This is a genomic window from Streptomyces sp. NPDC093109 (assembly GCF_040701725.1).
In the GTDB taxonomy this organism is placed as follows: Bacteria; Actinomycetota; Actinomycetes; order Streptomycetales; family Streptomycetaceae; genus Streptomyces.
Window position 1 is genome coordinate 45,464 of sequence record NZ_JBFBEZ010000014.1, and the last position, 22,848, is coordinate 68,311.

The 22,848-nt window shown below is 70.9% G+C and carries 21 protein-coding genes; 8 read left to right on the forward strand and 13 right to left on the reverse strand.

Going from position 1 to position 22,848, the window contains the following annotated elements; all coding sequences use genetic code 11:
* Positions 1 to 16 precede the first annotated feature (16 nt).
* The 4 genes from AB0389_RS15830 to AB0389_RS15845 all read right to left on the reverse strand — a co-directional run bounded on the left by AB0389_RS15830 (position 17) and on the right by AB0389_RS15845 (position 1,868).
* Positions 17 to 220: a hypothetical protein gene (locus AB0389_RS15830; RefSeq protein WP_366395959.1), complete on the reverse strand. Its 204-nt coding sequence runs from the start codon at positions 218 to 220 to the stop codon at positions 17 to 19.
* A gap of 41 nt (positions 221 to 261) precedes the next feature.
* Positions 262 to 432 carry a hypothetical protein gene (locus tag AB0389_RS15835; protein WP_366395960.1) on the reverse strand — a complete coding sequence of 57 codons (171 nt, stop codon included), beginning with the start codon at positions 430 to 432 and terminating at the stop codon, positions 262 to 264.
* Positions 433 to 808: 376 nt separating this feature from the next.
* Entirely contained in the window at positions 809 to 1,003 is a 195-nt protein-coding gene (locus AB0389_RS15840) for a DUF397 domain-containing protein (RefSeq protein WP_366395961.1), read from the reverse strand.
* A 13-nt stretch (positions 1,004 to 1,016) separates the two neighbouring features.
* The gene (locus AB0389_RS15845) at positions 1,017 to 1,868 is read right to left on the reverse strand and encodes a helix-turn-helix transcriptional regulator (protein WP_366395962.1); all 852 of its coding nucleotides are present in this window, start codon (positions 1,866 to 1,868) and stop codon (positions 1,017 to 1,019) included.
* 244 nt (positions 1,869 to 2,112) lie between these two features.
* Between AB0389_RS15845 and AB0389_RS15850 the strand changes: the two genes are divergently transcribed.
* The 4 genes from AB0389_RS15850 to AB0389_RS15865 all read left to right on the forward strand — a co-directional run bounded on the left by AB0389_RS15850 (position 2,113) and on the right by AB0389_RS15865 (position 6,886).
* Entirely contained in the window at positions 2,113 to 2,607 is a 495-nt protein-coding gene (locus AB0389_RS15850) for an ATP-binding protein (RefSeq protein ID WP_366395963.1), read from the forward strand.
* A 50-nt stretch (positions 2,608 to 2,657) separates the two neighbouring features.
* Entirely contained in the window at positions 2,658 to 2,942 is a 285-nt protein-coding gene (locus tag AB0389_RS15855; RefSeq protein WP_366395964.1) for a hypothetical protein, read from the forward strand.
* Positions 2,943 to 3,024: 82 nt separating this feature from the next.
* Positions 3,025 to 3,435, forward strand: a complete 411-nt coding sequence (locus tag AB0389_RS15860; RefSeq protein ID WP_366395965.1) for a hypothetical protein — start codon at positions 3,025 to 3,027, stop codon at positions 3,433 to 3,435.
* An 85-nt stretch (positions 3,436 to 3,520) separates the two neighbouring features.
* Positions 3,521 to 6,886: a S8 family peptidase gene (locus AB0389_RS15865; protein ID WP_366395966.1), complete on the forward strand. Its 3,366-nt coding sequence runs from the start codon at positions 3,521 to 3,523 to the stop codon at positions 6,884 to 6,886.
* Positions 6,887 to 6,974: 88 nt separating this feature from the next.
* Here AB0389_RS15865 and AB0389_RS15870 read toward each other — a convergent pair whose 3' ends face one another.
* Positions 6,975 to 8,258, reverse strand: coding sequence for an adenylosuccinate synthase (locus AB0389_RS15870; RefSeq protein WP_366395967.1), 1,284 nt, complete (start codon positions 8,256 to 8,258; stop codon positions 6,975 to 6,977).
* Positions 8,259 to 8,478: 220 nt separating this feature from the next.
* Between AB0389_RS15870 and AB0389_RS15875 the strand changes: the two genes are divergently transcribed.
* The 3 genes from AB0389_RS15875 to AB0389_RS15885 all read left to right on the forward strand — a co-directional run bounded on the left by AB0389_RS15875 (position 8,479) and on the right by AB0389_RS15885 (position 12,285).
* On the forward strand, positions 8,479 to 9,579 hold the full coding sequence (locus AB0389_RS15875) for a diacylglycerol kinase (protein ID WP_366395968.1): 1,101 nt from the start codon (positions 8,479 to 8,481) through the stop codon (positions 9,577 to 9,579).
* Between the two features lie 162 nt (positions 9,580 to 9,741).
* Positions 9,742 to 11,232, forward strand: a complete 1,491-nt coding sequence (locus tag AB0389_RS15880) for a hypothetical protein (RefSeq protein ID WP_366395969.1) — start codon at positions 9,742 to 9,744, stop codon at positions 11,230 to 11,232.
* A 9-nt stretch (positions 11,233 to 11,241) separates the two neighbouring features.
* Positions 11,242 to 12,285 (forward strand): AraC family transcriptional regulator, encoded by a 1,044-nt coding sequence (locus tag AB0389_RS15885; protein ID WP_366395970.1) that lies wholly within the window; start codon positions 11,242 to 11,244, stop codon positions 12,283 to 12,285.
* A gap of 258 nt (positions 12,286 to 12,543) precedes the next feature.
* Here the strand turns inward: AB0389_RS15885 and AB0389_RS15890 are convergent, their stop codons facing one another.
* From AB0389_RS15890 to AB0389_RS15910, 5 genes are all read right to left on the reverse strand, one after another.
* Positions 12,544 to 13,140: a Uma2 family endonuclease gene (locus tag AB0389_RS15890; protein ID WP_366395971.1), complete on the reverse strand. Its 597-nt coding sequence runs from the start codon at positions 13,138 to 13,140 to the stop codon at positions 12,544 to 12,546.
* Between the two features lie 141 nt (positions 13,141 to 13,281).
* Positions 13,282 to 13,887, reverse strand: a complete 606-nt coding sequence (locus tag AB0389_RS15895; protein WP_366395972.1) for a Uma2 family endonuclease — start codon at positions 13,885 to 13,887, stop codon at positions 13,282 to 13,284.
* Positions 13,888 to 14,007: 120 nt separating this feature from the next.
* Positions 14,008 to 14,712 (reverse strand): response regulator transcription factor, encoded by a 705-nt coding sequence (locus tag AB0389_RS15900; protein ID WP_366395973.1) that lies wholly within the window; start codon positions 14,710 to 14,712, stop codon positions 14,008 to 14,010.
* Positions 14,709 to 16,004: a histidine kinase gene (locus AB0389_RS15905; RefSeq protein WP_366395974.1), complete on the reverse strand. Its 1,296-nt coding sequence runs from the start codon at positions 16,002 to 16,004 to the stop codon at positions 14,709 to 14,711. The genes AB0389_RS15900 and AB0389_RS15905 overlap by 4 nt, the downstream gene beginning before the upstream one ends.
* Positions 16,005 to 16,185: 181 nt before the next feature.
* On the reverse strand, positions 16,186 to 18,279 hold the full coding sequence (locus AB0389_RS15910; protein WP_366395975.1) for a BTAD domain-containing putative transcriptional regulator: 2,094 nt from the start codon (positions 18,277 to 18,279) through the stop codon (positions 16,186 to 16,188).
* Between the two features lie 130 nt (positions 18,280 to 18,409).
* Between AB0389_RS15910 and AB0389_RS15915 the strand changes: the two genes are divergently transcribed.
* Positions 18,410 to 19,300, forward strand: coding sequence for an alpha/beta hydrolase (locus tag AB0389_RS15915; protein WP_366395976.1), 891 nt, complete (start codon positions 18,410 to 18,412; stop codon positions 19,298 to 19,300).
* A gap of 30 nt (positions 19,301 to 19,330) precedes the next feature.
* Here AB0389_RS15915 and AB0389_RS15920 read toward each other — a convergent pair whose 3' ends face one another.
* From AB0389_RS15920 to AB0389_RS15930, 3 genes are all read right to left on the reverse strand, one after another.
* The gene (locus tag AB0389_RS15920) at positions 19,331 to 20,254 is read right to left on the reverse strand and encodes an alpha/beta hydrolase (protein ID WP_366395977.1); all 924 of its coding nucleotides are present in this window, start codon (positions 20,252 to 20,254) and stop codon (positions 19,331 to 19,333) included.
* A gap of 250 nt (positions 20,255 to 20,504) precedes the next feature.
* Positions 20,505 to 21,833 carry a kynureninase gene (kynU, locus tag AB0389_RS15925; RefSeq protein ID WP_366395978.1) on the reverse strand — a complete coding sequence of 443 codons (1,329 nt, stop codon included), beginning with the start codon at positions 21,831 to 21,833 and terminating at the stop codon, positions 20,505 to 20,507.
* A complete protein-coding gene (locus AB0389_RS15930; protein ID WP_366395979.1) occupies positions 21,826 to 22,671 on the reverse strand; it encodes a tryptophan 2,3-dioxygenase family protein in 846 nt (281 codons plus the stop codon). Before AB0389_RS15930 ends, kynU begins: the two co-directional genes overlap by 8 nt.
* Positions 22,672 to 22,848 lie beyond the last annotated feature (177 nt).

Consider the following 22,848-nt stretch of genomic DNA (forward strand, 5'->3'; position numbering starts at 1 on the left):
GATCCATTCACACCTCTCACACCCCGCCGCGGCTGCTGCGCTTGTTGCGCTCGGCAACCCGTGCGCTCAGCTCGTCGGCCGGCTCTGGGGGTTGCTCGGGGTCCGATCCCGACCCCGGACCCGGCTCCGGGGGTACGCGCTCGCGCTCGGGCTCGGGCTCAGGCGGCGGGACGTCCTTGGGGACGACGAGCGAGCCGTTCATGCCGAACGTGGCGATCATCAGGGACAGCCTCTGCCGCGCGTAACTTCCCTTATCCCCCTTCACGCCGCCCACCCCCTGAGCCCCTGCTCCACCCGCGCCAGCAACTCCGGCGTCGGCTCCGCGAACTCCCGGGGCACGGAGGCGGGCAGCAGGCCCCAGAGCCCACCGGGCGGTAATCCCCACTCGTCAAAGGCCGTCGGATCGGCGGCGGGTTCGTGTGTCTTGGTCATCGCGCTGAGCGTCATGCCATCCCTTCGGACAGAGAGACGGGGCCCGCCCGGTCGCCCATGGCCGGCGTGACGAGCCGCAGGCGAGAGGCCGGGCCCCGTCGGAACACTCCCCCCAACAGACGCAGAGTCACGGGGAGTTCAGCCGCACGGGCGGTCCTGCCGAGGGATGCGCCCGGTGCGACGACATCAGCAACGCTAGCGCTTAACGCAGTTCCGTATCAAGTGTTTTACCTCTAACGAGTGATACCAGCATCTTTAGCTAGTGCTACGGATCTGCGCGGACTAGCGTCCTGCCCAAGCCGCCGGACCCACAACACAAACGGGCGGCCCCCATCTGCGCCGATGGGGAACCGCCCGCCACTCAGACCTGGCGAACTCACGCCAGGTCGTCGAACTCGCCCTCCTTGGCGCCACCGAGGAACGCACGCAGCTTGGCGCGCGTGGTGCGGATGACGATGTCGGGGTTATCGCTCTCGCGCATCAGGATCTCGCCTCCCTGCTCGGCAAGTTCCAGGCAATCGGAGCCTTCAGCATTGGAGGACTTCGAAGACTTGCGCCATTGAATTTCCATGATTATCACGCCTTCATACTGTTTTTGCGATCTTGCGAATGAAGTCCCTTGAACTCGCTGGGTCGAGGGACTTCTCCTCCGTCCGGTCCAGCGCGACCCGCCAGTTTTCAAGACTCGTCTCGGCATCGAGAAAACCTGACCCGGTCGCAGTGTCCGTCTGAACGGTGTCGAGCTGCGGGACGACACCGTAGACGTAGTGTGCCGAACTGCTGGCATGCGGGAAACCGCCTGCGGCGAATGGGATGGCACGGACGGTCACGTTGTCCCGATCCGACTGTTCCAGCAGGTTGTCGAGCTGCCCCCGAGCCACCTTGGATCCGCCGTAGGTCATCCGGAGCGCGGCTTCATGAATGAGAAACGTGCAGGTGGGCGGGTCCTCCCGATCAAGCACATCGCGACGCTTCAAGCGGTGCGACACCTGGCGCCGCTGACGTGCCGGGCTCGGCGGTGGAACACTCTCCGAGAACACCGCGCGGACATAGTCCTCCGTCTGAAGCAGGCCAGGCATATACATGATCTGGACCGAACGGATACCCACGGCATGATGCTCCAGCTCAGCAAGGTCGAGCGCATCACTGGCGAGGTCACGGCGGTAGTCCTCCCACCAACCGTTTATGCGCTCCGCAGCCATCTCCGCGAGAGCTTCCACATACGCGGCATCCGGACATCCATAGTGACCCGCCCAGGTACGTACTCGATCGGCGCTCACGCCGAATCGACCCGATTCGGTATTGCTCAGCGCAGTGCGATCCGCACCGAGCAACGACGCGGCATGAGTCAGTGACAGGCCGGCATGCTCCCGGATCCTGCGCAGCTCGGAACCCAATCGGCGCTGCCGAGCCGTAGGTGTCTTCCTCGGCGGCATGTGCCCCTCCTTGCGGTTGCTTCTCAACGCTGCTTGGACCCTGATGGTATTCCACTCGTCATCGCCATGCGCCGATCAAGTCACAAGCTTTATACGGTGCGCTATCGTCATCCCAGCACCGCGTCGTCCGCCAGTAAGACCGAAGTGCAGCCACTTCCGCGCGCCTTGACCCGTGCGCGGCCGTGGCCACAGCCACGCATGGCGGGCAACGCACCAGCTCAGACCGCAGCGTTGGGAGAACGACATGACCACCGTTACCGCCACCGCCTCGCCCGCTCCCCCGCCCCTCCTCGACCGGGAGACCTACCGGCTCACGCTCCCGAACACGGCCGCCGCGCCGAAAATCGCACGTAATTTCGTCAGTTCACTGCTGGGCATCGACCGCCGTCATCACCCCCTCGTCGAGGACGCCCGCCTGTGCGTCACCGAGGTCGTCACCAATGCGCACAGGCACACCGAGACCCCGCTGATCCGGGTGTCCGTGGCGGTGGACGGGGGTCGCGTCACCGTCGCCGTCACCGACGACAAGCCCTGGGTTCTGCCCGTGCCCACGGCAGTTGTACGTGCGCGCGGACACGGACACGAGGACGGCGACACCGATCAGGCCGCGTACGAGGAAGGACGGGGGATCGCCCTCGTAGCGCAACTCGCGCGTGCCTGGGGGACGACCATTTACGCGTCCGATCCCGTCGGGCGCAAAGCCATCTGGTTCACGCTGGAGTCGCCCGGGTGGGGGTGATCGACGCAGGCGCGGCCTCCGGCGGGTCGGGTGGGTCGTGGGGCTTTGTCGTGACGGCGATCAGCGTTGCCGTCGTGGCTGTGGGGGTGCTGTACGCGTCGGTTCCGGGCGCGCGGGACAGCACCCCCGCGCCGGCCGATGCCGACACCGACTCCGACTCCGACACCGACACCGACTTCGGCGCCGAATCCGACTCCGAATCCAACTCCGTTGGTGACTTTGGAACGGATTCTTCGTCGGCTGTATCTCTCTCTTTTGGCGTGCCGCCCGTCGCGCCCTCGCTGCGCCCAACTCGCCAGTCTCACAAGCCCGTTCACCTACACGAACATAAGTAGGACTACTCAGGTGGCCCTCTCTCGACGAAGGCAAAGTGGAGGTCAACAGAGCAGAACAACCAACGCCCCCAGGAGCCCCAAGATGTCTGCCTCCCCCTCCTCCTTTCCCTCCTCCTCTCCCTTCTCTTCCTCCTCGCGTCCCTTCGCCCAGACCCTCCGCCGCAACCTCGTGAACCCCGTGGCCCTCGGCTACCTCGCGATCGTCCTCGCCGTCTGCGCCTGGGTCGCCGTGGACGCGATCTTCGTGGACCACAGCGGGGACGCCAGTTTCGCCGGGTTGTGGATCGGCGTCGTCACCGCGCCGACCTCGTTCTTCATCTCCTCGCCGATCGCACTCCTGGGTCCGGTCCTTCCCCCGTCGCTGGCCTTCCTTAACGTTGTTCTGCTCCTCATCGCGATTCCCGTCAGCGCCCTCGTCCAGGGCTTCGGGCTCGGGGCCCTGTACCGCTGGTTCACCGACCGGACCCCCCGCGCCAACACCAGCGCCGCCTGACGCGCGAAGGCGCGCGAGCACGAAGTCCGAGGTGTGGGGGCACCCGTAATTCCGTCCGATTCAGTAACTCAAAGGGTGGGGAACCTTGTTCAGCCACGGAAACAACAGAAGAGCCGGCGCGGCCACCATCGCCGCCCTCCTCATAGCCGGGCTCACGTCCGGCACCCTCTCCGGCACCGCGACAGCGGCAACGGAGACGGCAACGGAGACCAGCGCCGTCAAGGCATTCGGGACGCAAGGCAACGGCACCACCTCCGTCGTCACACTCATCACCGGCGACCAGGTCCACATCGACACCCACGGGAAAGTGGTCCGCGTCCAGCGTGGCGAAGGACGTGAGAGCGTCCGGATCACCATCCGGCAGATCGGCGACGACACCTACGTCCTGCCCTCCGACGCGTCCCTCCTCGTCGGCCAAGGCCGCCTGGACCGCCGCCTGTTCAACGTGACGGGGCTGCTCAAGGCCCAGTACGACGACGCGCACCGCGCCACGCTCCCCCTCATCGTCTCGTATGCCAAGAACGCCAACCAGAAGGCCGACGCCAAGGCCGCCATCGCCGACGCCGACATCTCCGTCCGCCGTACTCTCCCCGCCGTGCGCGGCGAGGCGCTCACCGCGCCCAAGGACGAGTCCGCCGACGTCTGGGAGGCCCTCACCGCCGAAGGCGATCCGCGGAGCGAGGCCCGTGAAGCGGCCCCCGGGATCGAGCGGGTGTGGCTGGACGGCAAGCGCAAGGCGCTCCTCGACAAGAGCGTCCCGCAGATCGGCGCGCCGACCGCCTGGGGGGCCGGGTACGACGGCAAGGGCGTGAAGGTCGCCGTCCTCGACACCGGAGTTGACCAGACGCACCCCGACCTCAAGGGCGTCTCGGTCCTCCGCAAGGACTTCTCGGGCTCGGGCAACACCGTCGACCACGTCGGCCACGGCACACACGTCGCCTCGACCATCGCGGGCTCCGGTGCGAAGTCGGGCGGGAAGTACAAGGGGGTCGCGCCCGGTGCGAAGATCCTCGACGCCAAGGTGCTGGACGACGACGGGTTCGGTGACGACTCCGGCATCATCGCGGGCATGCAGTGGGCCGCCGACCAGGGTGCGCGCATAGCCAACCTGAGCCTCGGCGGCGAGGACACCTCGGAGACCGATCCGCTCGAAACCGCGGTCGACAAGATCTCCGCCGAGAAGAACATCCTCTTCGTCATCGCCGCCGGCAACGAGGGCCCCGATGCCGAGACGATCGGTTCGCCCGGCAGCGCGGCCTCCGCGCTCACCGTGGGCGCGGTCGACAGCAAGGACAAGATCGCCTACTTCTCCAGCGTGGGCCCGACGGCCGACGGCTCGCTGAAGCCCGACATCACCGCGCCCGGTGTGGACATCGTCGCCGCGAAGGCCGCCAAGGGCGTCGACGGCACCCCGGCCGCCGACGGCTACGTGTCCATGTCCGGTACGTCGATGGCCACCCCGCATGTCGCGGGCGCCGCCGCCATCCTCGCCCAGCAGCACCCCGACTGGACGGGGGCGCGCATCAAGCAGGCGCTGGTCTCCTCCGCCAAGCCCACCGCCGGGCTCACCCCGTACCAGCAGGGCACCGGCCGCGCCGACCTGACGAAGGCGATCACGCAGACCGTCGTCAGCGAGCGGAGTTCGGTCAGTTTCGGCACCCTGCTGTGGCCGCACACGAAGCCGGTCACCCAGCAGGTCACCTACCGCAACGACGGTACGAGCCCGGTCACCCTCGATCTGTCGCTGGAGGCGACAGGGCCCAAGGGCAAGGCCGCCCCGGCCGGCTTCTTCGCCCTCGGCGCGCAGCAGGTCACCGTCCCGGCGGGCGGCACCGCGCGGGTCGGCATCAGCGCCAACAACATCAGCGGCAGCGCGAGCGGCGGCTACGCCGGCGCGGTCGTCGCGAAGGCCACCGTGGGCGGCCAGTCCGTCCGTACCGCCTTCGCCGCGCAGCTCGAAACCGAGTCGTACCAGCTCACCCTGAAGTACCTCGACACCAAGGGCAGGCCCTCGCAGTCGGGCAGCACGGTCTACAGCCTCGCCAACGACTTCTGGAACGAGCGGTACGACACCGACGGGGACGGTGTCGTCAAGCTGCGCGTGCCGAAGGGTACGTACGCGGTGGAGTCGCAGGTCCAGACGCCCAAGGGCGCGAAGGCCGAACCGGATGTCGCGCTGATGATGCAGCCCAAGCTCACCGTCGCCAAGAACACCACGGTGACCTTCGACGCCCGCAAGGCGAAGCCGGTCAGCATTACGGCGCCGGAGTCCGCCAAGAGCGTTCATACGTACGTGCGTTACGACCACAGCTCGGCGGGCCGCTTCTTCGCGAGCGTGGTGGACCTCCTCTCGTTCGACGGACTCCGCACCGGCCATGTCGGCCCGGCGCTGCCCGCGAAGGAGTTCGGTGCGCAGCTGGGCGGCACCTGGCAGAAGGGGAGCACTACGTACAACGTGCTTTACCGCCGCACCGGTTCGCTGTACACCGGCTTCTCCCACAAGATCACCAAGAGTGAACTGGCCCTGGTGAAGCTGAAGATCGGCTCCTCCACCAAGAATCGCTTCGGTTCGATCTCGCCGACCTGGGAGCTGCCGTCGGAGGACGGCTACCAGACGGTCAGCAGGCCGTTCGCCCTGCCCGCCACGGCGAAGACCTACGTCTCCGGTGGCAAGGGCATCGCATGGAGCTTCGCGGCCGGGCAGAACGTCAGCAAGAACTCCCCGGAACTTGACCTCATGCTCACGCAGTACGGCGAGAAGGTCTACCAGCCGAAGAAGACGTACGAGCGGACCTTCAACGTCGGTGTGTTCAGCCCGAGGATCGGCAAGTACAGCAACGCCTGGCGGTCGGGCAATGACCTGTGGTTCTGCGTACCCGAGTTCACGGACGGCTCCGGCAACGAGGGCCTGTCGCTGACGACCAAGCAGCGGAGCTTCATCTCCGTCAACGGCTCGAAGACCGCAGTGAGCGCTCTCTGCGGCGACGACGGCGTCTCCGGCCTGCCGGCCAAGTCCGCGAAGTACCGCATCTATACGGACGCGACCCGCTCCACCAAGGTCGCCGGTGTCACCACCCGCCTCGTCGCGGACTGGGCGTTCACCTCGAAGAAGCCCGCAGCCGGCAAGTCCGTGAACCTGCCGCTCTCCACCGTCCGCTTCGTCCCGAAGCTGAGCCTGGCGAGCACCGCCCCGGCGGGCAAGAAGTTCACGGTCCCGCTGACCATCCAGGGTCCGGCGGCCACGAAGTTGAAGTCCCTTTCCGTGCAGGTCTCTTACGACGGCGGCAAGAAGTGGAGCAAGGCCCCCGTCACCACCGCGAAGAACGGCAAGAAGAGCCTGAAGCTGAGCCATCCGAAGACGGCGAAGTCCGTCTCCTTCAAGGCGAAGCTGACCGACAAGAACGGCAACACCTACAACGTCACCATCGAGAAGGCGTACCTGCTGAAGTAGGCGGCACGAACAGCATGAAGGCCCGGACCGCGTACCGCGCGGTCCGGGCCTTCATGCGTACGGTCAGCTCAGCTCAGCTCAGCTCAGCTCAGATGAAGGAGTTGATCTGGATCGTCTCCGTACGGCCCGGACCCACACCGATCGCCGAGATCGGGGCGCCCGACATGGCCTCCAGGGCCTTCACGTACGCCTGCGCGTTCTTCGGGAGATCAGCGAAGGTTTTGGCCTTCGTGATGTCCTCCGACCAGCCGGGCAGGTACTCGTACACCGGCTTCGCGTGGTGGAAGTCGGTCTGGTTGTACGGGAGTTCCTCGACGCGGCGGCCGTCGATCTCGTACGCCACGCACACCGGGATCTGCTCCCAGCCGGTGAGCACGTCCAGCTTGGTGAGGAAGAAGTCCGTCAGGCCGTTGACCCGTGTCGCGTAGCGCGCGATCACCGCGTCGAACCAGCCGCAGCGGCGGTCGCGGCCCGTCGTGACGCCCCGCTCGCCACCGATGCGGCGCAGCGCCTCGCCGTCCTCGTCGAGCAGCTCGGTCGGGAACGGACCGGCGCCGACGCGCGTGGTGTACGCCTTGAGGATGCCGATGACCCGGCTGATCTTCGTCGGTCCGACGCCCGCGCCCGTGCAGGCGCCGCCCGCCGTAGGGTTGGAGGACGTGACGAAGGGGTACGTGCCGTGATCGACGTCGAGCAGTGTGCCCTGGCCACCCTCGAAGAGGACGACCTTGCCCTCGTCGATCGCGTTGTTCAGGACGAGCGTCGTGTCCGAAACGTACGGCTTGAGCTGGTCCGCGAAGCTCAGCAGCTCCTCGACGGTCTGGCCGACCTCTATGGCCCGCCGGTTGAAGACCTTGGCGAGCAGCTGGTTCTTGGACTCCAGCGCCGCTTCGACCTTCTGCGTCAGGATCGACTCGTCGTAGAGGTCCTGGACGCGGATGCCGGTCCGGTTGATCTTGTCGGCGTACGTCGGGCCGATGCCACGGCCGGTCGTGCCGATCTTCCGCTTGCCGAGGAACCGTTCCGTCACCTTGTCGACGGTCACGTTGTACGGCGTGATCAGATGGGCGTTACCGCTGATCAGCAACTTGGATGTGTCGACACCACGCTCGTTGAGCCCACTCAGCTCGGAGAGCAGGACGGCCGGGTCGACGACCACTCCATTACCGATCACCGGGGTACAACCGGGGGAGAGGATTCCGGAAGGGAGGAGATGCAGTGCGTACTTCTGGTCGCCTACGACGACCGTATGACCGGCGTTGTTGCCGCCCTGGTAGCGCACCACATAGTCCACGGATCCACCGAGCAGGTCGGTGGCCTTTCCCTTGCCTTCGTCACCCCACTGAGCACCGAGCAGCACAAGTGCGGGCACAGGCGTACACCCCTTCCGGGCGGGGCATGTCCAAGGTCAGGGCGGCGGCGCACAACGCTGTACGTCACGGAGAGCGCTGTACGACACGCTGTACGACAAGTACGGCGCGTTGTACGACACAGATCTGACCGTCGAACCGGATGCCCCGGAATAGACGAAGCCCCTGGCGCAATAGCGCAAGGGGCTCTTGCACAAAGATGCTACCCGAGGAAGGACCGAGGTGTCGGCTCCAGAGCCCGCCGAGAACGGCGCGCAGCAGCTTCTGGTGGTCATCGACCCGGTCGCGGGCCGGACCGACGGCGAATCCGTGCGGATCGCGAAAGATGTTCTGAGCGGCGGAGCGGCGGTCAAACTCTGCTTCCCCGAGGGCCCTGAGGAGCTGTCGCGGGCGCTGGCCAGACGGGGGAACCGGCGCCCGGTGCTGGTCGGCGACGACCGGGCGCTGATGCGGATGGTCGCCCTGCTCCACCGGGAGCGCGAGCTGTCCTCGGGCGCGCTCTCGCTCGTACCGATCGGCGCGTCCGTGGAGCTGGCGGCCTCGCTCGGCGTGCCCACGGGCGCGGTGGCGGCGGCGCGGGCGGTGCTGGACGGGGCGGTGCGGCGGCTGGATCTGCTGGTGGACGACAGCGACGGGGTGGTGCTGGGAGACCTCCGGATCCCGGCCCTGCCGGGGACGGGAGGGGGCGGATACGGGAGCGGACACGGGGGCGGATACGGGAGCGGACACGGGGGCGGATACGGGAGCGGCGCTTGGGACGGGTGGGATGAACAGACGGGCGCGTCCGGGCCGCCCTGTACATCGGGTACGCCTGGCTCCTCCGGTACGCCCGGCTCCTCCGGTACGTCCGCGTCCGGCGGTACGGGCTCGGGCGGTACGGGCTCCGGCGCCGCCTCCGGTGTCGGTCCCGCCTCCGGTGTCGGTCCCGCCGCCGCGCACATGTGGCACACGTGCCGTTCCCTGGTCCGTACGCTGGTACGCCCCGTTCCGCAGGCGATATCCGGCCATACGCACCGGCTGCGTGTCGAGGCGGACGGGGTCCTGCTGAGCGATCTGGACGAACCGGTCGAGGACGTGACCGTGCGGTCGTGCGACGGGCGCGCCGAGGTCGTGATCCGCCGGCGCGCGTCGGCGGAGCCGCTCCGGGCGAGCGCGCTGTCCGTGACGGTCTCGGGCGCGGACTTCCGCTACCGCGCGGACGCCCGGGTCACCGGGCCCGTACGGACGCGGACGTGGACGCTGCGTCCGGGGGCGTGGGGGCTGATGCTCCCGGTGGGCACCGGCCGCGCACCGGCGCCCGGTAGCCTCGGGCCGGATCGGTAGCGGGCGGTAGCGGTACGCGGGCGGTACGGCGCCCGGACATCACGGGGGCTCACCATGCGGGACAGCAGCGGCAGATCTTCCGAACCGGCGGAGCCGACTCAGGCACCGACTCCGGCACCGGCTCCGGGCGGCGGCCCGACTCAGGCACCGGGCGGCGGCCCGGTGCCCGGAGCCGCGCTCGGTCTCGCCGCCACCGCCGCCGCGCAGGCCCGCCACCGTGCCCGCGCAGCCCTGTGGATCAGGGTCAGCGTGACCCTGATCATCGGCTTCACGGTGATCGCCGCGACGGCGCGGGCCAAGGGGTTCGACGACTGGGTGCTCGAAGTGACCGGGAGCCTCACAGGGCTCTCCGTCGCCCTGCTGGTGCGGGCGCTCGGCGCCCTGTGGCTGTCGCGGCTGATGCGGCGCCGGCTCGCGGCGGCGCGCTGGACGACCTGCGTCGTCGCGGCCGTACCGCGCGGATCGCGGCCCGCGCTGCTGGTGCTGCGCGATCCGGCGACCGACGGGCTGCGGCCCATGACCGTGGTGGCGACGGCACGCCGGCTGGCGCTGGTCCAGCCGCTCTCCGTCGGGCTCCTGTGGTGGTGCGGCGACCCGGCGAAGGGAGGCGCCGGCGCGGGCGTCCTGGCACCGCCGGGCGGCGGCGAAGTGGTCTGGGCGATCCCGGTACGCAGCCCCCTGACCCGACGCCGTGCCGTACGAGCGGCGGAACGGGCCGGACTGCTGGACCGGCCGGGGGCGGGGGCGGCAGCGGAGGCGGGAGCAGCGGCGGGGGCGGCGGCGGGGGCCGAGGTGCCCGTAGCGCCGGAAGTACCTGAAGCGCCCGCAGCGCCCGCAGCCCCCGCAGCGCCCGCAGCGCCCGAAGCCCCCGCGACGCTTACAGCAGAAGCACCCGCAACACCCGAATCCCCCACCCTCCTCACCTTCGCCGTCTTCGCCGCCCAGGCCCGCCGTCTGCACGTGCCCGTGCCGCCGCCCCGGGCCGGGAATCGGTGGGGGGCGCGGTATGCGCGGCCGGAGCGGGATATCCGGGAGGTGCCGTGGTGGCGGGTGCGGACGTTGCGGAGTTCTACGACGCTGGCCGGTACCGTCCTCGGGCTCGGCGGCGCTGTCGCGCAGGCCGGCGTTGGGTTCGCCGTGCACGGCGGCGGGTGGGCGCTGGGGCTCCAGCGGGTGGTGTTCTGTGCGTTCTTCACGGCCGTCGGGCTGCACTCCCTCCACCGGCTCCTCCGGTACGGCGCGCCCACCGCCCGGCGGCTCCAGCTGGCCGGGCGCGCGCCCGTACCCGTACCCAGGCGGTACGTCCTGCTGCACGATCCGGACAGCGGCGGGCCGGTTCTGCTGCTCTTCCCCGCGCACGGCGGCGACGGCGACCGCCCCGAGGCCCTGCTCGGGATCCTCGCGCCGGGCCCGGCCGGGCGGCCGTGGACCGGGCTGCCGGCGGCGCCGGTGGGGACGGCGGAGCTGCACGGCTGGCTGGACGCCGCGCCGACCGTCGTACCGTGGATCGACGGACGCCCGCTGTGGCCCCGGCACCCGTTCCGGCAGATCAACCCGGGCGATCCGGAGACCCGGACCTACCTGGAGCGGCTCGCCGGGCCGCTGTCCCCGGCGCCCCTGCCCGCCCCGGCACCACTGGCCCCACCAAGGTGACACAGACACATGACGACAGAGACGGTGTTCCGTAGCGACGACATACCGGTGTCCGACCGCTTCTCCTACTGGTGCGCGCTCATGGCGGAGACCGTGTGCCCGATGGACCTGCGCTCGCCGACCGCCGGGGACTTCCGGGCGGAGATGCGGGTGATCCCTCTCGGTTCCGCAGGTTCCGCAGGTTCCGCAGGTTCCGCAGGTTCCGCAGGTTCCGCCGTGGTGTGGCCGATCGAGCTGCCGTCGGTGCACATGGTGCGCACGGACCGGATGATCCGGCGCTCCGATCCGGGGCTCTACCATCTCTCCCTGCCGCTGAGCGGGCGGGTGGACGTGGAGCAGATGTCCCACCGGAGCGTGCACTACCGGCGTCAGATGTACGTGGTCGACACCGACCGCCCGTTCGTGTGCCGGACCCCCGGGAGCAATATGCGGGGCATCGGTCTGGAGATCCCCAAGCAGCTCGTGCCGCTGCCCACCGTCCGGGTGGAGCGGCTGCTGGCGCGGCAGTTGTCCGGCCGGGAGGGGATCGGGGCGTATCTCGCCGACTTCCTCACCCGGATCTCCCGTGACGTCCCGCGCGCGGGCTCGGCGGAGGCGTCGCGGCTGAACGACATCCTGCTCGATCTCTTCGTCGCGACGCTGGCGCACGGCATGGAGGCGGAGGACGAACTGCCGCCGCACGCGCGCAGGCGCGCGCTCGCGCTCTCCGTGAAGGCGTTCATCCGCGAGAACCTGGGCGATCCGCACCTCACGGCCGGCGCCGTCGCCGCCTCGCACCACATCTCCAGCAGCTATCTGCACGGGCTGTTCCGGAGCGAGGAGACCACGGTGTCGGCGTGGATCAGGCGGCTGCGCCTCGAACGCGCCCGGCGCGATCTCACCGACCCGTCGCAGGCCACCGTGCCCATCGGGCAGATCGCCGCCTGCTGGGGCTTCGCCCACTACGCCGTCTTCAGCCGGGCGTTCCGGACGGAGTACGGGGTCTCCCCGCGCGAGTGCCGGCACGAGGCGCTCACCGGCGCGGCCGTACTCAGCCGAATTGTGGACTCCTGATCAAGAGGTCGTGGACAGATCGTCAACGACTCCGGGGTCGAGCGAAATTAGAGTGGTCCGTGAGGTTGACCAGCCAGGGAACCTGCACACACGGGGACCGCAGAGGCATGAAACCGTAGGCCGGTACGGGGGTTCCGCCTACGGTTTCATGCCTCTGCGGCTTCCCCGCGTCACGCCCCTGGTCCCCGCGTCACGCCCCCGCGGCTCCCCGCGTCACGCCCCCGCGGCTTCCCGCTTCTCCTGGCGCTCCCGCCGCCGTCAGCGCCGCACGTACTCCTTGAGCTCTTCGGTGTCGAGCTCGACGCCGACCGGGTCGGGAAGCGTCACTCTCTTGCCGAAGTCGGCCACTTGGCAGTAGCCATAGCCGTCGGCCGACGGCTCGGTGAACACGCTGACCGTGTGATGGTCGCGATCGATCAGCAGATAGACGGGAATGCCCGCCGCCGCGTAGGCGGCCGGCTTCTCCTTGCGGTCCCGCCGGTCGGTATCGGAGTCGTACGAGGTGACCTCGACCGTCATCAGCGACAGCGCCGGGTCGGCCCAGTCGCCCTGCCCGACGAATGCCTTCTCCGCCGCGAGAACGGCATCCGGCTTGGCCCGGCCCTTCCGGTACGCCTCGACCAGCAGCCCGATCTCACCGCCGGCGTACAGCCACAGGTCCGGCCGGGCCTGCATACAGCGCTTCTGAAGCCACCTGATGATCTCGCTGTGATCACCGTCCGTCATGTACTTGAGCCCGATCCGTCCGTTGATGAATTCAAGCCTGACGGCGTCGGATTCCTTCTCGACGAGCTTGGCCAGCCTCTCGAACTCCTCGGCGGACAGGTAACTCCCGTGCTCTGCCATAACTGTCATCGTGCACCTCCTGTCAGACGGATGCCAGCATGGCGATTCGGACAACGGGCGCGTCGGCATATGCCGGTGTGATCACCCATGTGAGTGATCACCCGGCGGCCGTCACACCCCCGCCACGCCTCAACCCCGGCGCCACTACCGTCAGCGCATGTATCTCTTGAGATTCCCGGTGTCCAGCTCGATACCGATGGGGTCCGGCAGGACGACCCGCTCCCCGAAGGCGACCGTCTCGCGGTGGCGGTAGGCGCCGGTCGCCGCGTCCGGAACGCTGTGCACAGTGAGGGTGAAATCATCCCGGTCGATCAGCAGGTACGCCGGGATACCGGCATCCGCGTAGGCGGACGGCTTCTCCTTGCGGTCCCGGCTGTGGGTGTCCGAGTCGAACGAGGTGACCTCCAGGACCATCAGCACACCGTCGGGGTCGGCCCACTCCCCTTGCCCCTCGAAGTGCCCGACGGGTGCCAGCGCACCGTCCGGCCGGGCGCGTCCCTTGCGGTACTTGCCCACTCTCAGGCCCTGCATGTTGTCGAGGTCCAGATCCGGCCTCAACTGCATGCACTGCCGAATCAGCCACATGATGATCGTGCCGTGATCCCCGTCCGGCATCTTCTTGACTCCGATTCGCCCGCCGATGAATTCCAGCCTGACGCTCTCGGACTCCACGGCGGCGAACTCGGCGATCCTCTCGAACTCCTCCACCGACATCCGCGGCGTAACCTTCGACGTTCGCTCTGCCATAACTGTCATCGTGCACCTCCTGTCAGACGGATGCCAGCATGGCGATACGGACGGCGGGCGCATCGGCATATGCCGGTGTGATCACCCATGTGAGTGATCACCCGGCGGCCGTCACACCCCGGCGTCACCTCACCCCGGCGTCACCAGCCGCGCCTCGTACGCGAACACCGCCGCCTGCGTGCGGTCCCGCAGGCCCAGCTTCACCAGGATCCGGCTCACATGCGTCTTGATCGTGGACTCCGCGACCACCAGATGCTCCGCGATCTCCGCGTTCGACAGGCCCTGCGCGATCAGCACCAGCACCTCCGTCTCGCGCTCGGTCAGCTCCCCGATCCGGGCCATCGTGGGCGCCTTGGGCATCTCGGCCAGCCGGGCGAACTCGGTGATGAGGCGCCGGGTGACCGCCGGTGCCAGCAGCGCCTCGCCGGACGCCACCACCCTTACTCCGTCTGCCAGTTGGCGCGCCGAGGCGTCCTTGAGCAGAAAGCCGGAGGCGCCCGCGCGCAGCGCCTGGTAGACGTACTCGTCCAGGTCGAAGGTGGTCAGGACGAGCACCTTCGCGTCGGCGTTCGCCGCGACGATCTCGCGGGTCGCGTCGATGCCGTTGAGCTCCGGCATACGGATGTCCATCAGCACCACGTCGGGGCGGAGCGCGGCGACCCGGCCCACCGCCTGGCGGCCGTTCACCGCCTCGCCCACGACCTCGATGTCCGGCATGGCGTTCAGCAGGACGGAGAAGCCCTCGCGGACCATCACCTGGTCGTCCACGATCAGCACCTTGATGGTGTTGGCGGTGCCGACCATGGCGGTGCCGTCCGTCGGCGCGTCCTTCATGCCGCGTCCACCTCCTTCACCAGCGCCACCGGAATGAACGCCGCGACCTCGTAGCCGCCGTCCCCCGTGGACTCCGCGGTCATCTCACCGTTCAGCATGGACACCCGTTCCCGCATCCCGGTGATGCCGTGCCCGGCCCCGGGCGACGGCTTGACCAGCCCGCGCGGCGCGGTGTTGACGACCCGCAGCCCCAGCCCGCCGAGTACGTAACCGATCTCGACCCGCGCGCTCGACCCCGGCGCGTGCCGGAGCGCGTTGCTCAGCGCCTCCTGGACGATGCGGTACGCCGACAGCTCGACGCCCTGCGGCAGCTCCCGTACCGCGCCGGTGACCGCCTTCTCCACGGTCAGCCCGGCGTCACGGACGTTGTCGAGCAGCCCATCCAGCTCGGCCAGGGTGGGCTGCGGGGCGTCGGGTGCCTCGTAGTCGTCGGCCCGTACGACACCGAGGATGCGGCGCAGCTCGGTCAGCGCGGCGACGGCGTTCTCGCGGATGGTGACGAACGCCTGCTCCAGCTCGGGCGGCGGATTCTCCACCCGGTACGGCGCGGCCTCCGCCTGGATCGCCACCACGGACATGTGGTGGGCGACGACATCGTGCAGCTCGCGGGCGATGGTGGTGCGCTCCTCCAGCAGCGTGCGCCGGCCGCGTTCGACGGCGGTGACGCTCTGCTGCTCCGCGACCTGGTGCTCCGCCTCGCGCCGTACGTGCACCATGCTCACGGAGAGCAGCGCGATCGCGGTGAGGAAGACCATGGGGACCGTATTGCCGCCGGTGGCGTACCCGCGGTTGAACAGCACCCCCACGAAGATCGAGTACACCACCGTGACCGACCACATCCAGACGGCGGTGCGCGGCCGGCTGCGGGCGCCCACGGTGACGATCACCACGAAATATCCGGCGAAGGTCGACACCGACCAGGGCCAGTCACCGTAGCTGAGGATCCCCACCACTCCGGAGGCCGCCAGCGACAGCCACCACGCGCCGACCGGGCGGGCCATGGTCAGCAGCACCGGCAGCGTGATCATCAGCGCGAGCACCAGGCCGACGTGCGGCGTGGACACGGCGAACACCATCAGCGCGCCGAAGACGATCACCGCGTGCGGCACCCAGACGGCGACCGCGCGTATCCGGCCGGGCATCAGCCGGTCGAACGGGCCGAGCGTGCGCAGGGGACGCAGGGGGCGGTACGCGAAGGCATCGTGGATGAGGTCCTGGCGCAGGCCGGCGAAGGCCCTGGCCGCCAGGTGGAACTCAGGGCTCCGGGTCTCCCCGGTGGTTGTCTCGGTCACGCTGCCACGGTAGGCGGGGCGACGGGGCGTGGTCGTCCCTACAGAAGGGGATCCTCGCCCGTCCGTCCCAGGGACTACGGCGGTACGACTACGGGCTACTGGGACGTACGTCCTGCCGGGCGAACGGCGTGTACGGCGTGTACGGCGTGTACGGCGTGTACCGCGTGTGCGACCGGGGTTACTACGCGGACGGCCCGGACCCCAGCGTGTCGTCGAGCGCGTCGTCGAGCGCGTCGAGCCACCCGGCGACAGGACCCAGCGTCAGCAGCCCGCTGCCCGCCCCGGCCAGCTCCCCGGCGGCTGGGGCGAGCGCCCGCCGCGCCCGCGCCATCGCCTCCCGGTCGCCGAGCGCGAGCGCCGCCCGTGCGGTGAGGCACCACATCGCCTCGAACAGCAGGTCGGGGGCGGGTTCGGGGGTACGGCGCAGCGCGTCGGCGGCGTCGTCGCGGCGGCCCTGGGCGAGGAGGGCGAGAGGCCGCGCCCACGGGGCGTAGGGGCCCCAGTCGTCCGTGAGCTTCGGGGGCTCTCCGCGCGCCGTACGTACGTCGATGCTGAGCAGCGCGAGCGCGAGCAGGCCGTCCCGCAGACCGGGCATGCCGGCGCCGTCGAGCCGGACGGCGGCGGCGCGGTAGGCCGCCGCCTGTTCGGCGGGCGTCGCCCCGCCGGTCGCGGCGAGCCGCAACGCCCGGTACCACCGCGTGAACACGCCCACCAACGGCACCTCGTGGCGCTCGGCCAGCCGGTCGGCGGCGGTGGCGTGGGCGTCGGCTCCGGCGAAGTCCGCGAGCGCACCGCGCGCCTGGAGCCGGACGAGATGGCCGAGCACCTCGAAGCCGACGAGGCCGTGCCGGGCCGACAGCGCGATCAGCTCGGCGCCGACCGCGTCCCGTTCCGGGGCGAGGCCCGCGCGGTGGCAGGTCTGCATAAACACGCCGTTGAGGGCGAACGCCAGCAGGGCCGGATCGTCCAGCCCACGGGCGATCCGCTCGGCCTCCCTGGCGGCGGGCCCCGCCGCCCGCCGGTCGCCCCCGCGCGACTCCACGGCGATCGTCGCCAGCAGCCGGGCGCGGGCCGGCCCGTGGCTGGCGGCGGAAGGAAGCGAGGCGAGCGCCGCCAGGGTGCGTTCGGCGGCGGACACGACGCGGGCCGCCTGGCCTGGATCGTCGGAGCGGGTCCAGTTCGCCGGGACGTCGTACGCGCCGATCACGCGGGCGGTCAGCTCCACGTCGCCGAGCTCCTCGGCCGCCGCGATGGCCCGTACCCGGTGGCTGCGGGCCGCCTCCAGGCCGCCGCCCCCGGTCACCGCGAGGCCGCGCAGGAGGCCCACGGTGGACTCCAGGCGGGCGCGGGCGCCGGCCGACACCGTACGGTCGTACGCGGCGGCGGCGTCCGCCCACACAGAGGCCGAGGCCGAGGCCGGGGCCGGAGCCGTGCCCGGGACCGGGACCGGGGCCGTACCCGGGACCGGGGCCGGGGCGCCGTGGTCCGCCGGGGCGCCGAGGTGGTCAGCCTGGGCGAGGATGTCCGCCTCCAGCGCGCGCAGCGCCGGGCCCGGATCCACCCCCAACTGCTCGACCAGGAGCGTACGGGCCCGGCGCAGCACCGCGAGCGCGTCGCCCTGGCGGCCGGAGCGGTACAGCGCGAGCGCCAGCAGCCGCCAGGCGTCCTCGCGCCAGGGGTGCTCGGTGACATGCGCGTCGAGATCCGGCACCGCGGCGGCGGCCAGGCCGAGCGCCAGCCGCGCACCGGCCCGCCGCTCCACGGCGTGCAGCCGCAGCTCCGCGAGGCGCGAGCGCTCGGCGCGCGCCCACGGCTCGTCGGCGAACTCGGCGTACGCGGGCCCGCGCCACCACCCGAGCGCCTCTTCGAGCCGTACGAGCGCGTCCCCCGACGGCAGCTCCGAGGCGGCGGCCACCGCCCTCTCGAACCGCCAGGCGTCCACCGCGTCCGGCCCGGCGCGCAGCGCGTACCCGGGGCCCTCCGTGACCAGCAGCCGCGCGGGCGCGCGCGGCGGGCGCTCGGGCTCCAGCGCGCGCCGGAGCGCGGCCACGAACGTACGTACGGCCCCCACCGCCCCCGGCGGCGGCGCCACCCACAGCTCCTCGACCAGCCGACCGACCGGGACGACGCGGCGGCGGGCGACGATCAGCCGGGCAAGCACGGCGCGGTGCCGGGGCCCCTTCAGCGGAATCGGGTCACCGGCGGCGTCCCAGGCCGTCACGGGCCCCAGCACGCCGAACCCGACCTGCTCCTGCTCCTGCTTCTGCTCCGCCACTCCCATCGCTCCCGTCGCTCCCGTCGCTCCCGTCACCGCCACTCCCGCGCGTGCTGACCGGATGCTCATCCGCGCGCGGCAAGCTCGTCGAAGCGTCCGAGCACAGCCCGCCCAAGGAAAAGAGCAAACCATGGCCCCCGTCATCCCCGGCTTCGACTACCGCCGCGTCCCCGTCGCCGACGGCGTGTCCCTCCATGTGGCCACCGCGGGTACGGGCACCCCGATCGTGCTGCTGCACGGCTTCCCGCAGACCCATCTGATGTGGCGGCACGTCGCCGCCGACCTCGCGGCCGACCACACCGTGATCTGCCCCGACCTGCGCGGTTACGGTGCCAGCGACAAGCCGGCGGAGGCGGGCAAGGCGGGCAAGGCGGGCACCTACTCCAAGCGCACCATGGGCGCCGACATCGTCGCCCTCGCCCGCGCCCTCGGCCACGAGAGCTTCGCGCTCGCCGGGCACGACCGCGGTGCCCTCGTCGCGTTCCGTACCGCGCTCGACCACCCCGAGGCGGTCACCCACCTGGCGTCGCTGGACGTACTGCCGACCCTCGACATGTGGGACGTGCTGCACGGCGTCACCGCCGCCGTCGGCTTCCACCTCTATCTGATGGCCCAGCCGCCGGGCCTGCCCGAGCGGATGATCGCGGCGAGCCCGGACGCGTTCTTCGGGCACTTCCTCGACATCTGGACCAAGGACCCGCACGCGATCCCCGCCGATGTCCGGGCCGCCTACCTGGCCGCCTGCCGCGACGCGGTGCCCTCGATCGTCGCCGACTACCGCGCCTCCGCCGGTGCCGACCTCGACGACGACCGCGCCGACCGGGCCGCCGGCAACCGGCTGCGTATGCCGGTCACCGTGCTCCAGCAGGACTGGGGCGCCGCGCTCGGCTTCGACGCGGCGGAGCTGTGGCGCGCGTGGGCGCCGGACCTGCGGCACAGCAGCGTGACGTACGGCCACTTCATGGCGGAGGAGGCTCCGGCGGAGATCGCCGAGGAGCTACGCGCGCTGATGACGCGCTGACGACGCGCTGACGGGCCGGAGGATCCCCCCTCACCAGGCCAGCTGGGCGATCTCCTCCGCCACCACCGCGCAGGCGTCCGCCGCCGGGTCGATCAGCGGGAAGTGGCCGACCTCCTCCAGGAGCGTCAGCCCGACCATCTCGCCGGCGCGCGCCGCCGCGTCCACGAACGCCTCGGTGACCTCGTACGGCACGGTGAGGTCCGTACGGCCCTGGACGACCGCCGTCGCGATCCCCGTCGGCAGCAGCGCGGCCGGGTCGGCGTGTTCCCGGCGCTGCTTGAACTGCTCCTGGCCGCCGAACAGTTGGTGGATCGCCTCGCCGCACACGCCCAGTTCGGCGGCCCGTACGAGATCCGCGATCGGCGCCAGCGCGACGACCCCGCGCAGCGGCGGCGGCCCGTCGAGCCGCCAGGGGGAGCCCAGGGGCAGCACATGGCGGGCCGCCGCCCAGAGGGCGAGATGGCCGCCGGCGGAGTGCCCGGTCACCACGGTCCGCCGGGCGTCGGCCTGCGGCAGCACGTCGGCGGCGAGCGCGGGCAGCGCGTCCATCGCGGCGGCGACGTCGTCGAACGTCTCGGGCCAGCGCCCGGCCACCGGGTCCCCGCCCTGCTCCGCGTTCTGCTCCGCGTTCCGCGCCGCGCCTTCCGCCACCTCGCCAGGACCGCGCCGGTACTCGACGTTGGCGACGGCGAAACCGCGCCGCGCCAGGAATCCCGCGAACGGCGTCAAATGCGCCCGGTCGTACGGTGCGCGCCACGCGCCGCCGTGCAGGATCACCACCAGCGGTACGCGGTCACGGTCGTGCTCGCCCCGGGGGGCGTAGAAGTCGATCACCTGATCAGGATGTTCGCCGTACGCGGCGGTGGCATCGGGCCGGACAACCGGATGGGCGAAGACCGATTCGGTCTCTGCGGCGTCACGAGCAACGGCATCGTGCGCGGCGGGGTCCGGCATCTTGCTCCAACCTTTCGGTGCGGGGGCCGAATTGACCTGATCAGCGGGGACGCTATCAGCCCTGGAGGGGGTTGATCACCCGCCCGGCTCCCGTCCGTCTCCCGGGCGGGGGCCGGACGGGGGCCGGGGCAGGGCCCGTTCGGCCCGTACCTCTCCCTGAACACCCGTCACACAAGCCTCGCAAGCACCAATACCGGCACGGACGAAGCCCCATGAACCGACCCCGCCCCAGCTCTACCCGCCCCAGCGCCTACCCCTCCAGATCGCCGAGCACCTCCCCGAGCACCTCCCCGAGCACCTCCCCGAGCACCCGCGCCGCCCGCTCCACCTCCGCGAACCCCGTGTACAGCGGCGTGAACCCGAAGCGCAGCACGTCCGGCCTGCGCAGGTCACCGACGATCCCGCGCGCGATGAGCGCGGCCATGACGGCGGGCGCCGCCGCGCACCGCAGGGCGATCTGGCTGCCGCGCTCGGCGTGCGCGGCGGGGGTCAGCGGTACGACGGAACCGGGGCCGCCCTTCGGCGCGTACGCCTCCACGCACTCCAGGAAGAGATCGGTGAGGGCCAGGCTCTTCTCCCGTACGGCCGCCACGCTCACCCCGTCCCACACGTCGAGGGACGCCTCCAGCGCCAGCATGGAGAGGATGTCGGGGGTGCCGACCCGGCCGCGTACCGCGCCGTCCGCCGCCGCGTACGCGTGGTCCATCGCGAACGGATCGGCGTGCGAGTTCCACCCCGGCAGCGGGGAGTCGAAGCGCGACTGGTGGCGCTCGGCGACATAGAGGAACGCGGGTGAACCCGGCCCGCCGTTCAGGTACTTGTACGTGCATCCCACGGCGAGGTCGACGCCGTGCGCGTCCAGCCCGACCGGCAGGGCGCCCGCGCTGTGGCACAGGTCCCAGACGACGAGCGCGCCCGCCTCGTGCGCGGCGGCCGTGATGCCCGGCAGGTCGTGGAGGCGTCCGGTGCGGAAGTCGACGTGGTTGAGGAGGACGACGGCGGTACGCGGTCCGAGCGAGCCGAGCACCTGCCCGGGGTCGACGGGGACGACGGGCCGGCCGGTCAATCGGGCGGCGGAGGCGGCGATGTACCCGTCCGTGGGGAAGGTCGTGGCGTCCACCAGGATCTCGTCCCGCGCGGGTTCCGCCGCCCGTTCGGTGTCCTGGAGGCGTACGGCGCCGACCACCGCCTTGAAGACGTTGACGCTGGTCGAGTCGCCGACCACGATCTGCCCCGGGCCCGCGCCGACGAGCGGCGCGACGCGGTCGCCGATGCGCTCGGGCGCGGTCCACCAGTCACCCTCGGACCAGGAGCGGATGCGGAGTTCACCCCACTGACGGGTGATCACATCCTGTATGCGGGCGGGGACATGGGCGGGGAGGGCGCCGAGGGAGTTGCCGTCGAGGTAGACGGACGTGTCGTCGAGGGCGAACAGGGCGCGGAGTGGCGCGAGTTCGTCGGCGGCGTCGAGGGCGCGGGCGCGGGCCTTGAGCGCGAGGGCGGTGCGGGTCGGGGCCTTTTCGGCCGGGGACGTCGGGGCCTTCTCGGCCGGGGACTCGGGCATCGGGGACTCAGACATGGCTGCGCGCCGTCCACAGCTCGGGGAACACGTTCTTCGTGGCCCGCTTCTCCAGCCACGCGACGCCGGCGGAGCCGCCCGTACCGGTCTTGGCGCCCATCGCGCGCCGGGTGGCCACCAGATGATCGTTGCGCCAGCGCCAGACCAGCTCCCCGACGTCCGTCAACGCCTCGCCGAGCCGCACGAGTTCAGGGTTCCGTTCGGGGTCGCCGTAGATCCCGGTCCAGACCGCCTCGACCTCGGGCGACGGCTCGTAGCGCTGGGACGGTTCGCGGTCGAGGACCGCGCGCGGCACCGGCAGCCCGCGCCGGGCGAGGAACGCGAGGGCCTCGTCGTACAGGCCGGGTTCCTGGAGGGCCTTCTCCAGCTCGGCGTGGACGCGCGGCGCGCCCCGGTGCGGTACGAGCATCGACGCGGACTTCTCGCCGAGCAGGAACTCCATCCGCCGGTACATCGCCGACTGGAAGCCGGAGCCCTCACCGAGCGCGCTCCGGTACGCGTTGAACTGCGCGGGGGTCAGCTGGCCGAGCGGTTTCCAGGAGGCGTTGAGCGCCTCCAGTTCCCGTACGGACCGCTTGAGCGCGTCCAGGGCGCGCGGGACCCGGTCCTCGCGCAGTGCACGCGCGGCGGTCTCCCACTCGTGGACGATCACCGTGAACCACAGCTCCATGACCTGGGTGGTGACGAGGAAGACCAGCTCACCGGGGTCGTCGGAGCGCGGCTGCTGCAAATGGGTGAGGACGTCGGCCTGGACGTAGTCCTCGTACGGGGTGGTCCCGGCGAAGTCGAGGTTCGGGGCGTCCGAACCGGCTCCGGGAGCATCGGGGGTATGCGACATCGCTGTCTCCTCGATATGGCTGCCGGGTAGCGGTCCGCCCCTTTCCGATTGGCTACGGAGCCCCGGTCCCCTCATCGCATCATAGGACGGGAGCCCCGAGGACACCTCACGCCCCAGAGCCGGTCGGCCGAGGGGCCCGCGGCCGACCGGCCCCTCGTCCCGACCGGGCCCGGGCCC